Below are 15,860 nucleotides of genomic sequence, written 5' to 3' on the forward strand. Positions count from 1 at the left end.
CAAGATGTAGAAATAATATACATAATTCATAACATTAATCATTTATCCGACAAATATCGCAAAAATAAGAAGCGTTTTGAGGTGATCAATTTGAAGATCCGACATAAAATTTCTCTGGTTGCAATTTCAGGTCTATTCCTTGTAGTTCTATGTTCTGGCATTCTGCTTAGATTATTTTTTATGAATTATGCAGATAAAATCGAGAACTCAATAGTAAGCCAAAATTTCAACCGAGCAATGTCGGTTATTCAAAGAGAAGAATCTTCCCTAGAAAGTACAGTGATGGACTGGGCCTATTGGGATGATACCTACTCCTTCCTTAACGGCACCAATAGCGAATATGTTGATATTAACCTAGAGGATAATACTTTGACTTCCTTGAATATAAATTATATGGGTTTTTATAATCTTTCAGGGGATACAGTCTTTGCTAAGGCATATGGAATTGATGCATCGGTAGAGAGTTCATTTAACAAAGAATTATTTAGGATTTTTAAAAATGCCGATTATTATAGAAATTTACTCTTTAGCCCTGATCCTATGACTGGACTATTAATAGTTTCTGGACAACCCTTACTTATTTCTATTTCACCTGTTACTTCGTCTAACCGAGAAGCCTCGAATAATGGGATAATCGTTTTTTGCAAGTTGATTGATCAAAAATTTCTTGACTATCTTAAAGATGTTTTAAAAGTAGGTATTAATTTTCATACATCACAAGACCCCGAAATACTGGAAGCTTTGCAACAAGACAATGTTATGCTGTCCTCTGATCATACTATCCTGTACATCAAGAAGACCACAGATTCTGTAACTAGTTATGCACTAATAAATAATATCCAGAATAATACCGAGATTTTTTTGAAGCTCGATACTGATCGAATCATGTATCGCGATGGATTGGCAATTATCAATTACTCTAGTTTTGCATTTATCGCGACATTCTTAATTATTTCTATCTTATGTTTAAGAATATTGGAGTTCTCTGTCTTTAGACGTATTGAAAAGCTTGACGGATTTATGAATTGTATAAGAAACAAAAAACTGATGTCCAAAACGATCTCTTTACCAGGGAATGATGAAATCTCCAGTCTCGCTTCGAGTGCCAATGAAATGTTGCAAGAGCTTGACAACCATTATAAAGAAATTAGAATTAATGAAGAACGGTTCAAATTAATCATGGAAGCAACTAATGATGGCTATTTTGACACTGATCTATTAATGAATAAATTTAATATTAGTCCTGACTTGCTTAAATATTTAGGATACATGAACCATAAAGGTTATCTGGATTATGATCAAGTAATAAATATAATACATCCAGAGGACAAAACTCTTTTTAGAGCTGCTTTGAGTGATTGCTTTAAAGGTAACGATGAAAAACTAATGGTAGAATGCAGAGTGAGAAAGAGCTCCGGAGAATGGTTATGGCTTCAATGTCGAGGGAAAATTGTCCGATATGATGATTTCAAAAATCCAAAGCGCTTAATTGGTACCATCTCGGATATTACCCAACGCAAAAACTATGAGGCAGAAAACCTTTACCTTAGCCAAACGGATATGGTGACAACTCTAAAAAACAGAACCTTTGTAGAAGTATTATTAGAAAAAGCAGATAAATGTACTTCATGTAACAGTTGGATCATAATGGGTGATATTAATGGACTAAGACTTATTAATGATACGTTTGGGCACCAAGAAGGGGATCGCCTTTTGCGCGGGATCGGAGAGATTCTCAAGAATTGCTGTTCCACGGGTGATATTCCTGCAAGGTGGAGCGGGGACGAATTTATTATTTTTATTAAAGACAACAACTCTGACTATGTTGATATTTTAATTGAGAAAATACAAAAAGAGTGTGCAAATATGTCAGGTTATCAGACCCCAATCAGTCTTTCCTGGGGGCGAGCTAACAAAGATCGTCTGCACACTGATATGAAAGCAGTCATAAAGCTGGCGGAAGAACGGATGTATCGGAATAAGCTTCTGGAAAGCAGAAGTGCGAAAAGTTCAATATTGAGTTCTCTTGAGCAATCCCTCCATGAAAAACACATCGAAACTGAAGAACATACCAGGAGAATCGAACAGATGTGCAGCCAGATAGGTAAAAGAATGGGCCTATCCCAAGATGAACTTGATGAAGTAGCTCTTCTAAGTCTTCTTCATGATATCGGTAAAATAGGAATACCGGAAGACATCCTGCTTAAACCGGATAAACTAACCTCAGACGAATGGGAAGTAATGAAAACTCATTCAGAAATTGGATACCGCATCGCAGTATCGACACCTGATTTAGCACACGTAGCTAATGAAATTCTGTCCCATCATGAAAGATATGATGGCACCGGTTATCCTCAAGGCCTGAAAGGCAAAGAAATCCCAAAATTATCTCGGCTTCTGGCAATTGTAGATTCATTTGATGTTATGACTCACGCCAGACAATACAAAGAGGCAATGACCATTGAAAGTGCCGTACTAGAAATCAAAAGCTGTTCTGGAAAGCAGTTCGATCCTGATATGGTAGAACAGTTCTTGACCATATTGAGTGAGGATTCATCTGTTGATCAGAACCTATTGAATTCCTTACCAAGGCCAGAATGTTAAAAGTTGATCCTAAATACAAATAACTAAAAAAAAGCCTAGACGCTAACTCCTTCGAGTTAGCTTTTAGGCTTTTTTTCATGTATTCAGAGTTAAGAACGAAACCAGCAGTTGGAAAATCCTATTCAATAATATAATCAATAAAAAGAGTTCGCTCATGCACAAGATTGTACTCGGTAACCTTTACTTGACTAAGATTTACCTTCCCATCAAAAACTCGTACGATTGGACGAGTAGGCAATCCTTTATTTTGACCGACAATGACTCCGGTTTCTCCATTATTAAGCTTAACAGTATACCCTGTAGGGTAGGCCGCAATATATTGTAAAAAGATGTGAATCAACTCATGGCGGAAACGCACCCCAGCATTAGCCATTAGTATTTCACAAGCTACATGGGGTAAAACCCGAGGAATACCAGGTGAACCATGGATAAGACAATCATAGAAGTCGGCTACGGCAACAATTTCTGCCAGAGGGTGAATAGAGGCACCCTTTAGTTTTCGCGGATAGCCATTGCCATTTGTCCATTCATGATGTTGATAAGCCATATGCGCAATGATAATACTAGTTTGTGCTTTTTTACGGACAATATCATAGCCCTCCGTGGTATGATTTTGATACAGCTCTTTTTCGTCATTCGTTAGGGGACCTCTTTTATTAAGAATCTCGGAAGGCAAATTCACAATTCCTACATCATGGAGCAACGCACCTTGAGCAAGATCATTAAGCTTGTCTACCGGCAAACCCAGTCCTTTGCCTAAAACACAAGATAATACACAGACATTAACGGAATGAGCGTATACTCGATTATCAATGTTACGCATGTCCATAAGGCTAATCATTATTTCCTTTTGAAAGAGAATATCTTGTACGATATTACTTACTGCTTCTTTTATATTAATTTCTTGATTCTTTCCGGTTTGAATAGTTTTGCATGATTTTTCTATAGCTGACATAGCATTAAAGCGGTGCTGATCTGAAATAACATCCTCAATAATAATGTCACTGGTCAAATCATCCTCGATATAGATACCATGAATATCCAATTGCCGCAGTCGATTAATAAACTGAGATTTGAGTACCACGCCTTTACCGAGTAATATCTTACCATTTGAGGAATAAATCTCTTTTGCTAGAACATCCCCGTCTTTAAGGCGCTGAACACTTACTTCCCGCACTTTGTTGCCTCTCTTCTTTGACTATATGTTAATTTATAATTATCGACACGTTATATTAATTCCTATAATATTTCGACATAAATCCTTCATATCCTTTAACTCTGGATAGAATTATACCCACTTTGATATTAATTGTTTCTTTATCGCTTAACAAAAAAACCGCATTATCACACCTGCGGGTTTTGGTAATTGCAAAATACTTCTAACGTGCTTTTTGGAACTTGAGTTTAAGTCTATGATTTCGGGGTTAGTGCCAATTCTTTACGGCGGACCCCAAGTTCCATATCCTGTGGAGACAATGAGTTGATAACTGTCTTTGGTAACAATCTCCCCCACATATGCCCTCCATTTAGGTAAATCTTTGTAAGGATAACTATAGGTATAATATATCTTCTACCTTCTTGGCATGAAATCCTTCTCAAAACGGTCTAATTTCTAGATTAGTGGCAGAGATGTTCAGGAACGATAAGTCCCTTTAGTAATAACTGAACATCTCTGCGGGCGTTGTCATGTTAAATAGAGCTACTTTATTCAGTGGCTTGAATAGCTCCCATCGGACAATATTTCACACATTTCTTGCAGCTAATGCATTTTTCCTGGTCAATAATTGGGGCTTCAAATCCGTTTTGACTCATTGCACCTGCTGGACAAACTCGTAACGAAGGACAAGGATGGTTTTGAGGACATCTATTTTTTCTAACTGTGATATTCATAAATACACCTTCTTCTATATTATTACTAACCATACCCCCATGGGGTATATTGAAAGTATAAAGTTTCAGGCCCAAATTGTCAATAGCACCCCAGAAATCTCTAAGAGCAATTGCAATTCAGAAAAAGAAAAACCGCACAAAAATGTACGGCTTTTTTAATCAATCTAAAAAAATCAACTTGGTTTTAAGCAGAGTTTTCATAAAATAGGTGTGAATTGACATATCTATTTTTCTAAGATTGCTCCTTTATTAGCCTGTCCTACATTTCGACTGTATAATCCTAAATACCCTTTAGTTACAGGGGGTTTAGGGGACGGAAGTTTGCTCAGTCGCTCAGCAATCGCAGTCTCACTTAACTGGATATTAAGCATTTTGTTAGCGACATCAATCTCAATCAAGTCGCCATCTTCGACAATTGCAATCGGCCCACCGACAAAGGCCTCCGGACAGACGTGACCAATACAGAATCCACGCGTCGCACCTGAGAACCGTCCATCCGTAATCATTGCCACACTGTCACCCAGACCCATACCCGTCAGCAAAGCCGCTGGAATGGACATTTCTCGCATTCCAGGACCACCGGCTGGTCCTTCATAGCGAATCACCAAGACATCTCCCGGTTTTATTTCCTTATTCATTATATGATCTATTAAGTTTTCTTCAGATTCAAACACCTTAGCAACACCTATCTGATGCTTCGGTGCATCTTTGATGCCACTTACTTTAATGACTGCACCGTCAGGGGCCAGATTTCCTTTAAGAATGACGATCCCGCCCTGAGGCTGAAAGGGGTTATCTAAGGTTCGGATCGTCTCCCAATTCCTGACTTCTCGAGTATAGGAAGCAATCGATTGGCCAGTCACTGTGAGAACTTCTTGATGGAGCAATGTTGAGATTATGCCAAGAATAGCTCCAACACCACCCGCTTGATAAAAATCCCAAAGTGTAAATTTACTTGATGGTTTGTATTTAGCAACTACCGGTGTCGTTGCCGATATGGCGTCTATTTGGTCGAGAGTTAAATCGAAACCCGCTTCATGGGCAATGGCTGGCAGATGAAGAATCAGATTGGTCGAGCCACCAATCGCCATTAGGAAGTGTATTCCGTTGTCGAGGGTTTCTTTGGTGAGTATCTGCTTAGGCAATAAATTTTCTTTGACCATTTCTACGATTCGTTCGCCCGTTTCTTTGGCCTGCCTCCTTTTTTCCGCATAGACAGAGGGAGTTGTGGCAGTTCCCGGCAGACTCATACCCAAGGCTTCAATTAAACAACCCATGGTGTTCCCTGTACCCATCATTCCACAAACACCAACTGTGGTACAGGTATCGGTTTCAATCGACTCGAAAAGTGCTTCATCAATAATTCCTTTTTTGAAAGCTCCCATTGCCTCTTTGATATCTGACATGACCCTTTGTTCACCTTTCTCATCATGATGAGAAAGCATGGGACCGGGAGGCAAGAAAATGGTGGGTATATTCAAACGAGCAGCTGCCATAAGCATTCCAACCGGTGATTTGTCACAGGAAGGCAAGAACACTAATCCGTCAAATCCGCTTGAGCCGACCATGACTTCGATTTCCGCTGCCACAACTTCTCTGCTCGCCAAGGAATAGTGCATCCCCATTCCTTGAGCGATGGCATCACACACTGCCACCGTATGAAATTCAACTGGAGTTCCACCAGCCGCCCAGATACCGCTTTTAACAAATTGCGCCAATTCCTTGTTAGGGTAACTTCCAGGATGAAACTCTGAGAATGAACTCACTACACCGATAATCGGTTTGCTTAAATCCTTCTTGGTATACCCGACAGATTTAAACATTGCTCGCGGATAGGCCCCTTTGATTCCGTCGAACAACTCTTTCGAAGTTCTCATTTTCCTGAAGTCTTTCATACTTGATCCCCACATCCTCTTTTCATTTTACTTAATATTTAAATTTTTTACCTGCTACACTTGAATATTTTCTACCTCGACTAAAGAGATACTCCCCCAATATCCCTGCTCCAAAAACTGACCTATTTTAGGAAAGAGTATGCCAGCCTGCTGAATATCCCTCACGAAGATCAAGCCTAGGAACTTTCCTTCCTTAATCAAAAGTTTTTGGTAAGACCCTGAAGCAGGATACATAAGAATCTTTTCTTCTACATCATCCGTGCTTTCTATTTGTCCCAATGACAGTACTGACAGCCCAAACAACTGGAAGGAATTCATGGCCATGCTTCCTTTATAGCTGTCTCTACCACCAGCCATGTTGGCTCCTGCGACTTTACCCTGTTGTACAGCACACGGCCACAAAGCTCTCAGCTTCTGCTTACCGCTCTGCTGACAAAAAGCTTGGGCGACATCCCCTGCAGCATAGATATTTTCCAGATTAGTTTGCATGTACTCATTGACGAGAAGTCCTTGTTCTAATTCCAAGGACGTGTTTGAAACCATTTCCAGGTTAGGTCTTATGCCAATGCAAAAGAGGACCATATCAGCAGGGATTTCTTTTTCTCTCGTCCTAACGGCAGCAATGCCTCCATTCGCTGTTTCTAAAGACATGACTTCAGTATTTAGCAGAACTTCAATCCCATTTTGTTCTACTAACCTTACGAGCATCGAACTTGCTGTTTCATCAAGCTGTACCGGCATCAGACGGTCCATTTTTTCTATGATCGTTACACTTACTCCTTGGGCAGTCAAAGCACGAGCCGACTGCAAACCGACCAATCCACCCCCGACAATGACTGCTCTCTTAACCTCCGAGAGGTGAGAATTAATCTTTTCTGAATCGAGTTTATCCCAGAGAGTGAATACCCCTTTAGTATCGAAGTTAACCCATGAGGGAACTACAGGACGGGAGCCTGGAGCAATCAACAGCTGATCATAAATTAACGTTTCATGATTATCTAACACGACCATACTCTGCTCAGGCAGAATCCTTTTTACCACCCTGCCCAGACATGTCTCTACATTATACTCAGTATAGAAATCAATCCCTCGCCAAAAAAGATCTTTTTCCTCAACTTCAACCGTCATATACTCCGGAGTCATTATTCGGCTGTAGGGCGGATTATTTTCCTTGGAGACCAGAATAATCTTGCCCTGATCATCCAGCTGTCTAATACGTTCAATAGCGCTTACACCGGCAGGACCGTTGCCGATTATTAGATAGACCAATTCTCTCCCCCTCCCCTAGAACTCATCGTAGTACCAGATTTCAGTCAGTTCCTCAAGTAATCGCTGGGCTCTCTTCGGATTGAATACCCCGCAGATACAGGGAGTTGCCAGGTGTTCTGCCGCTTGGCGAGGACTGAGAATCCCTCGCTTCATATCCAGTAACGTCTGTCGGGCCAAATGCTGAGAAACCATTCCATGTCCACACATCGTGGTTATTTCTAGGATTTCAGCTTCGGGAAGTTTTGAGAGCTTACCGCGGACACCAACTGAGTATTCTTGTTCATCTACCCCTGTAACCGTGACAGCTATCCCAAGGTTTGCTACCTTTAGTTCTTTAACTGCTTTGACAACCTCTTCCTTATCGGTAAAATCAGCTTGGATGGTATCATTATCTATTCCTCCAATCATACTTGTTCGGTACTTACTGAGTATCCTTAATAATTCAGATGAAGCTTGCTTGGAGTCCTGCTCGTTAAAACCTTGAGCGGTCACAGTAAATTTCACCAAAGCCTGAGCCGAATTTCCCTTTGTTCCTTGACAATGCACAGCATGCGGCATTTAATCACCCGCTCCTTTCACTTGGATTTGACTTGCAATGGGTTAAGCTTTCTCTGCGATATCGAACCCTAGCTATACCACTATTCGAAGTTGAAGGGCATATTATAATTCTAATAATGCCAAACTCTGATTCACATAATCTGACGGAGTGCAGTAAGTAATCAGCTTGCCTATTTCCTCTGTCATATTTTCACTGCCTTCTAAGGGTAAATTAATCGCAGTAAGTACCTTTACCCCTGCTCCTGCCAAAGTCAAAGCCGCTATAATATCCCGGGCGGTGGTTGGCTCTGGAAAAAGGGCAACAATTTTTTGAGACCCAATGGATTCTACTAAGTCAATTAGCTTAACAACATCTATTTCCCCACCCACACACTCTACCTGGGGAAACCTACCTTTGCCAACGAGAACTGAATCTCTGGGACTCGAACCCCTAAGATATCCATATTTTCCTAGCGTTACAGCAGTATTGCCATATGAGAGACATAAGACATCCTTGAGGGCAATACTTGTCACGGCTTCACAGACTAAAGCATCCTGGGTGACTTTGAGATTGGTCCCGCCTCCCAAAATACAGATTCCTTTAATTTCGCCATTTTCCAGGTTTGTTTTAATCTGTTCATTATCTAGGCCAATGAGTTCAACCTCATTGATCTCCTCGGAGGGAAGAATCTTATTTTTGTCCCGTTTGGTATAGGCAATTGCAGCTTGAAGCAACCAATCTTTCACTTTGATTTTACTTGCCCCATAGTCTGCTTCAGCATAGATCGTATGGTAGTGAGTAACTACATTTTTGCCCAGCCCTAATCCGTTTGGTCCTACAACATATAAATCAAGCAAGCCGGTAAGGACTGCGAATTCTACCCCTCCAGTGTTACTCACAGAGGCAAACGGAAAAGCAGGGGCAATATCTCCGGCGATTACAACATTAAAGCCCTTCGCTCCGCGGCTGATTGCCTCTTCTGACAGGTCTTGGGTTAAGGTCTGGACCATCTTCATAACCACAGGGGATACCTCTTCAAGGCAAAGGTTAATATAATCCTGTTTGAGTACTCCCAGCCCTATCTGTCTGGTAATTCCTGAAACTTGACGTGAAGCACATGCTGTTTTCATTTTTTCGATCTGGCCTCTCGCCAGACCTAAAAGGCCCGTATTGTTCTCCATGGCTTGAACCAAGTCTTCCTGATTAAGCTTAAATTCGCTATTATCCAAAAATCGACAGAGCCCCTTAAAAACCAGTTCCTCGCGTGTTCGACCACAAATCGTTCGTTCTTCCTCCCTGCTAAAGGGATTTAAGCGACACGGCCCTTGCAAACAGTCAAAACAAGTTAAGCCTAACCTGCCAAATCCGTCTTGCGGCAACATTTTCTCGAATCTGTTCCAAGATAATCTAATCCCTTCTTCTTTTGCCTTTAGCAAATACTTTCGAACAAAAGGATCAACTGTTTTTCTTCTTACTTGGCGCATGACTTCTTTCCTCCTATATCCATTCAACATCTTTTAGAAGCTTATTCCTCTTCTTTTTTCTTGCAAATGTTGTTCGATCTCATCAGCTGACAGTAACTGCAGAGCCCCTGTAGGGCAAGATGCTAAACAGTATGGCTGAAGCATTTGAAAACATTGGTCACATTTATCAGCTGCCTGCTTCTCAATGGCCGGTGCTATAACCCCATAAGGGCAAACCATGATACACATCCAGCAGGAAATACATTGTTTGGCCTGAATATATACACATCCGCTTTCTTCATCTCGTCTCATCGCTCCGGTTGAACAGATCTCCAGACACGGTGCCTCTGCACAATGACGACATTGGATGGGCATTGATTTTCCCTGTTGCCATTGGACATAGAGCCGAGGCCTGGGAAGTACATCCTCACATACAGCCCCGGCCAGCGTTTTACTAAGCGAAGATCTTTCTACAGAACAACGCAGTTCACAGGTTTTGCATCCTAGGCAGAGACTGTCATCTACAAATAGACGCTTTTTAGGATCGTTTTGTTTTGTCATTAAATTTGCCCCCCTTTGGGTCTGAGTTTTGTTCCTCATTTTTAGTCAGTGAACCTTCTTACGGAAAAGCCGCCTAAATTATGGTTTTAGGCGGCTTCGAAGTATCTTTTGGCCTAATTATGTGAACACTCTCTCGGTTTGATCCAATCACGCGACTTCTCTTCTATAAATGAGAGTGATCCTTCAACTTTAGTCGAAGGAGTTTACTAGTCACAAAGATATTCGTTAAACTTGCCACGTTTAGTATACTGAGTATGAAGCAAATCCTGAGCCTTCTGGCCGTTTGGTTCTTTAAGAAACTCTTTATAAAGCTTAGTTACCCCCTCGTTTTGGTGAGCTTTCCTAAATAGTTTGACTTCATCTTCTTGATAAATCGCTTGCAAACGTTTTTGAAGGGTTTCAGACGTTGCAGGTCTTGGCTGACCTCCACCGCTAATACAGCCGCCCGGGCATCCCATTACTTCGATAAAGGAATAGGGAGATTCTTGCTTAGTGATTTGATCCATTAGAAACTCAGCACCTCGGAGTCCGCTTGCAACCGCAACTTTAATAGTAATCCCTGCCATGTATTGATAGGCTTCCAGCGGATTATCAAATCTCAGCTCTACATCCTTAACCTGATCGCATTCTTCCAGAGGAGCAGCCTGAAGTTTGTCAATGGCAAGCTCTCGTCCGGTAACCATTTCATGAACCGTACGCAGAGTGGCCTCCATAACTCCACCGCTCAATCCAAACAGTTCTGCCGCACCGGAAGACAGCTCAAATGGTTGATCAAATTGGCTTTTTCCAACCTTACGGAGATCAACCCCAGCTTCCTGCATCATCCTGGCAATTTCTCTAGTTGTCAGAACGGCATCAACATTGGGCAGACCATTGTTTGTCATTTCCGGTCTGGATATTTCAAATTTCTTGGCAGTACAAGGCATGATAGAAACGACTGCCATATTTTTCGGCTCAACCTTTAGTTTTTCAGCATAGTAGGATTTAGCTAAAGCACCCAACATGGTATGCGGTGACTTACAGGTGGATAGATGATCAAGCTTTTCGGGATAAGTATGTTCTACATACTTAATCCAGGCCGGGCTGCAGCTGCTCATCAGTGGTAAGCGTGCTTCCATGTCCTCCAGCGAATATTTCATTCTGGTCAAGAATTCTGAACTTGCTTCGATGACCGTCAGGTCAGCGGCAAAATTCGTGTCGAAAACAACATCAAAGCCTATTTCTCGCAGACCGGCGATTAATTGTCCTGTAACCTGAGTACCAGGTTCATAACCAAACTCTTCCCCAATTGCGACTCTTACCGCTGGGTCAATCTGAACAACAACCCGCTTGCACTTATCGCTGATGGCACCCCAGACATTTTGGATGGCATCAGTCTCTTTGAGCGCTCCCACCGGACATACTGCCACACATTGGCCGCAGAAGGTGCAATTTACGGTATTGATTGGCAGATCCAGCGCTGTGCCAACAACGGTCTTGAATCCACTGTTCTGGGCGTTAAGAATTCCAACCTTCTGAATATCGTTACAAGCAGTAATACATCTGCGACAAAGAATACATTTCGCCATATCACGGGAAATGGCAGGAGAAATATCGACGATTCCACCGGAAGTCTGTCCTGTGTAACGAGCCTCGGTAACCCCTAACCTTTTTCCCATATTCTGCAGTTCGCAACTCAGGCTGCGTTGACATTTCAGACAATCCTGACGGTGATTGGAAAGCATAAGTTCAAAGAGATTCTTTCTGACTTTACGGACTTTATCTGTATTGGTATGAACAACCATCCCGTCCCTTACTTGAACCATACATGAAGCTTGCAGGTTTTTATCCCCTTCAACTTCTACGACACATAATCTGCAGGATCCAAATTTATGAACTCCATCCAGGTTACAAAGGTTTGGAATATCAATTTTATTATGCTTAGCTGCTTCTAGTATGGTTGATCCTTCCGGAACAGAAACGAGTTTATTGTTAATGCTTAGGTTTATCATAGTTGACCTACCTCCTGTCACAGCGCAAACACCGCATTGATTCGGCAATTGCTTTAAGCTTGTGATAACCTTTTCCAATTTCTGCAAAGGTGTTTTTCCGCGTCTCCGGTGCAAGAATTTCCATGGCATATCTCTCATGATCCAAGAGGTCAGCATCATCCGTAGGCGCTGGAAAGTTAACGACTTCCCCTTTATTTAGGACTCCTTTACCGCCTAGGAAAATATCTATCGATACAGCTGCTTTCTTACCATCGGCGATCGCTGTGATGGCAACATCAGACCCTCTCGCAACGTCACCGCCGGCAAATACGCCTGGCAGAGCAGTCATCAGACTATCCTTAGCTGTAATCAGAGTACTCCATTCCGTAATACCGACTTGATTAGGATCGACAAACTGCAAGTCGGCTGATTGGCTGACTGCCGGAATCACTGTATCAACTTGGATCGTGAAATTGGATCCCTCTTTGACGATGGGGTTCCTTCTTCCCCCCGAATCAAATAATCCGAGCTCCATCCTGACACATTCAAGTTCACTAACCTTAACCTTATCCACACCGATAAACTTAACCGGGGTAGCCAGAGGCATGATTTCTATCCCTTCTTCGATAGCCTCATGGATTTCTCTAAGATCAGCAGGCATATCTTCAAGCGTTCTTCTATAGAGTAATTTAACTTTAGCGCCCATTCTCAGAGCTGTTCTCGCTGCATCAAGCGCCGTATTTCCGCCGCCAATTACGGCAACAGACTTCCCTAGTTGGACTTCACGACCCAGGTTTACCTTGCGTAAAAAGTCAAGCCCATGAATTACTCCAGGCAAATCCTCGCCAGGAAGATTAATCTTGTTAGCGATCTGATTTCCAGATGCAATATAGATTGCGTCATGCTTCTCCCTTAACTCTGTAAACGAAATAGTTTGTCCGACCTCCGTATTGAGGTGAATCTTAACCCCAACCTGTTCAATCAGGTTGATCTCATAGGCCAAAATCTTATTTGGCAACCTATATTCGGGAATTCCAAAAGCTAGGACTCCACCAGCAAGTGACTGTGCTTCGTAAATATCTACCTCGTAGCCAAGTCTCGCCAGATAGTATCCACAGGTCAGACCAGATGGACCTGCTCCAATAATCCCTATACTCTTCCCGTTTTTGGGAAGTGCGCTCGCATTATTGACAGTAACCCCCTGATCAAAGGCATAATCCGAGACAAATCTCTTCAAATCAGCAATCGCAATCGGCTCATCGAGTTGACCTCTTCGACATTTGCTCTCACAAGGGCGGGTGCAGATTCTGCCGCAAACCGCCGGGAAGGGGTTTTCTCGCTTAATCAGATCATAGGCCTCTCTATATCTTCCAACTGAAATCAAAGCAAGATATCCCGGAACGTTGATCCCTGCAGGGCAAGCATTCTCACAAGGGGAAATAAAGAGATCGGTGCAGACCCCGGCGCGGCATAACTTAGCTTGAACATGCTCATTGTATTCCTCACGGAAATTCCGAATAATACTTAGAAAGGAATTCGCAGCAGTTTGACCTAACGAGCACATAGCCGATAGTCGAATAGAATCGCCGAGTTCTTCCAGGAGTTCAATGTCCCCTTCTTGACCTGCGCCCTTTATGATGCGTTCAACAATTTCCAGCATCCTTTTGGTTCCTACACGACAAGGCAGACATTTTCCGCAGGATTGATCTTGAATGAATTCCATGAGCCTTCTTCCCGTATCCACCATACAGGTATCCTGGTTCATTACCTGAAGTTCGCCTGAACCTATCATGGCACCAAGTTTAGACAAAGCCTCATTATCCAGGGGGGTGTTTAAAAACTCCTTGGAAATGCATCCTCCCGAAGGACCTCCAACCTGTACTGCTTTAAAGGACTTGCCACCCGGAACCCCTCCTCCCAGTTTAAAAAGAAGGTCTCCCAAGCTCATCCCCATTGGCACCTCCACAATACCCTGGTTGACTAAATCACCGGTCAGCGCCACGACTTTAGTACCTTTACAAGTATTTGTGCCATTCTGGGTATACCAGTCCGCTCCATTAAGCACAATCTGGGGTACATGTGAGAACGTTTCAACGTTGTGGACTATCGTCGGCTTATCAAATAGTCCTTTCTCAAAGGAAAAGGGTGGCTGCTCTTTGGGCTCCCCTCGTTTACCTGCTATTGAGGCCAGTAGCGAGGTCTCTTCTCCACCCACAAAAACACCTGCACCCAGGTATATTTCAAGGTCAAAACTAAAATTCGTTCCCATAATGTTTGCGCCCAATAATCCGCAGCGGCGTGCTTCTTCAATTGCCGCTCCAAGACGCTCGGCTGCTAATGGATACTCGACATTCATATTGATATACCCAAAGGTGGCTCCCATAGCATAGCCTGCCAGCAGCATACCCTCAATTACACAGTGAGGATCCCCTTCCAAAATACTCCTGTCGATAATCGCTTTCGGGTCTCCGTCGGCGGCATTACAGACAATATACTTTTGGTTACACTTCGCGTTCCTAACAGCTTCCCAGCGAATACCTGCCAGAAATCCGTCTCCACATTCTCTTAGTCCAGATCTTCTAACTTCTTCAGTCACTTGCTTGCCGCTCATACTATGCATTGCTTTGCCAACGGCAGAATAGCCATCCTGAGCAATGTAAGCCTCTAGGGAAGCATGATCAATCCGTCCGCAGTTCTTCAAGGCGATCTTCATCTGGTCTTTAAAGAAACTAATTTCACTTATTTTGGGAATATACTGATCCAAGGCCTGATCAAAGAAGGTATACTCTTCTTTAACCTTTCCCTCAATAATGTGAGAGGAGAATATTTCAGCCATTTTGCCAGGATTTACTTCCGTATACAGAATCTCATCCGGCAGGATCAGAAGAACAGGTCCAACAACGCAGATTCCCATACACCCTGTCTCAATCACAGCTACTTGGTTTTGCAACTGATGATCAGCGACTAACTTGAGAAGGGCTTCTTTTACTGCACCACATTGAGATGAAATACAGCCTGTCCCGCCACAAACCAACACCTGGTATTGATAGTTAGAAAGTTCTTCTCTATATCGTCTTTTAATTCCGTCAAGATCCGCAAGGCTTATAAGACCAGTCATACTACATCTTCACCCCTATACTTTTCTTAGTACTTAGCCAAAATGGAGTTTAATTTATCAGGATTCACCTGTTTGTAAATTGTCTCATCAATCATCATGGCAGGAGCCAGACCACAGGCACCGAGACAACGCACAACTTCCAAGCTGTATTTCCTGTCTTCCGAAGTCTCTCCGACTTGAATGCCAAGCATGTTTTCCAATCGGTCCACAAGCTTCTTACCTCCTCTTACATAGCAGGCCGTACCCATGCAAACCTTAATCGTGTGTTTCCCTCTGGGTTGCATCGAAAAGACAGGATAGAAGGTACTAACCCCTGAAACCTCAGAGAGAGGTATATCCATTCTTTTGGCAATGAATTTCAGCAGTTCCATTGGCAAGTAGCCATAAACAGTTTGTGCCATATGAAGAACTTGGATAAGGCTGCCCTCTCTGTTTTTATATTGATCAATAATTTCGGCAATTTTATCATACTTTTGTTGATCTGTTTCTTCACCACAACAACATTGGCTTTTTGTCGCTTCACAGTCCATCTTCTACTCCTCCTTTATGATC

11 protein-coding genes are annotated in these 15,860 nt (G+C 42.5%); 1 reads left to right on the plus strand and 10 read right to left on the minus strand.

Annotation, left to right across the window (positions count from 1 at the left end):
* Positions 1-180 precede the first annotated feature (180 nt).
* Positions 181-2,604 carry an HD domain-containing phosphohydrolase gene (locus BUB11_RS16850; RefSeq protein ID WP_143187642.1) on the plus strand — a complete coding sequence of 808 codons (2,424 nt, stop codon included), beginning with the start codon at positions 181-183 and terminating at the stop codon, positions 2,602-2,604.
* Positions 2,605-2,722: 118 nt separating this feature from the next.
* Here the strand turns inward: BUB11_RS16850 and BUB11_RS16855 are convergent, their stop codons facing one another.
* The 10 genes from BUB11_RS16855 to nuoE form a co-directional block, all read right to left on the minus strand.
* A complete protein-coding gene (locus BUB11_RS16855; RefSeq protein ID WP_073030927.1) occupies positions 2,723-3,781 on the minus strand; it encodes an HD-GYP domain-containing protein in 1,059 nt (352 codons plus the stop codon).
* Between the two features lie 527 nt (positions 3,782-4,308).
* On the minus strand, positions 4,309-4,494 hold the full coding sequence (locus BUB11_RS16860) for a 4Fe-4S binding protein (protein WP_073030928.1): 186 nt from the start codon (positions 4,492-4,494) through the stop codon (positions 4,309-4,311).
* Between the two features lie 224 nt (positions 4,495-4,718).
* Positions 4,719-6,389 carry a dihydroxy-acid dehydratase gene (ilvD, locus tag BUB11_RS16865; RefSeq protein WP_084110349.1) on the minus strand — a complete coding sequence of 557 codons (1,671 nt, stop codon included), beginning with the start codon at positions 6,387-6,389 and terminating at the stop codon, positions 4,719-4,721.
* Positions 6,390-6,443: 54 nt separating this feature from the next.
* Positions 6,444-7,658 (minus strand): NAD(P)/FAD-dependent oxidoreductase, encoded by a 1,215-nt coding sequence (locus BUB11_RS16870; protein ID WP_073030929.1) that lies wholly within the window; start codon positions 7,656-7,658, stop codon positions 6,444-6,446.
* Between the two features lie 15 nt (positions 7,659-7,673).
* On the minus strand, positions 7,674-8,216 hold the full coding sequence (locus BUB11_RS16875; protein ID WP_073030930.1) for a hypothetical protein: 543 nt from the start codon (positions 8,214-8,216) through the stop codon (positions 7,674-7,676).
* Between the two features lie 102 nt (positions 8,217-8,318).
* Complete coding sequence (locus tag BUB11_RS16880; RefSeq protein WP_073030931.1) at positions 8,319-9,680, minus strand: anaerobic carbon-monoxide dehydrogenase catalytic subunit; 1,362 nt, start codon at positions 9,678-9,680, stop codon at positions 8,319-8,321.
* A gap of 33 nt (positions 9,681-9,713) precedes the next feature.
* Positions 9,714-10,220 (minus strand): 4Fe-4S dicluster domain-containing protein, encoded by a 507-nt coding sequence (locus BUB11_RS16885; RefSeq protein WP_073030932.1) that lies wholly within the window; start codon positions 10,218-10,220, stop codon positions 9,714-9,716.
* Between the two features lie 206 nt (positions 10,221-10,426).
* Positions 10,427-12,211, minus strand: a complete 1,785-nt coding sequence (locus BUB11_RS16890) for an NADH-dependent [FeFe] hydrogenase, group A6 (RefSeq protein ID WP_073030933.1) — start codon at positions 12,209-12,211, stop codon at positions 10,427-10,429.
* A 7-nt stretch (positions 12,212-12,218) separates the two neighbouring features.
* A complete protein-coding gene (locus BUB11_RS16895) occupies positions 12,219-15,308 on the minus strand; it encodes an NADH-ubiquinone oxidoreductase-F iron-sulfur binding region domain-containing protein (protein WP_073030934.1) in 3,090 nt (1,029 codons plus the stop codon).
* Positions 15,309-15,334: 26 nt separating this feature from the next.
* Positions 15,335-15,838: an NADH-quinone oxidoreductase subunit NuoE gene (gene nuoE, locus BUB11_RS16900; protein ID WP_073030935.1), complete on the minus strand. Its 504-nt coding sequence runs from the start codon at positions 15,836-15,838 to the stop codon at positions 15,335-15,337.
* Positions 15,839-15,860: the final 22 nt, after the last annotated feature.

This window comes from Desulfosporosinus lacus DSM 15449, assembly GCF_900129935.1.
In the GTDB taxonomy this organism is placed as follows: Bacteria; Bacillota; Desulfitobacteriia; order Desulfitobacteriales; family Desulfitobacteriaceae; genus Desulfosporosinus; species Desulfosporosinus lacus.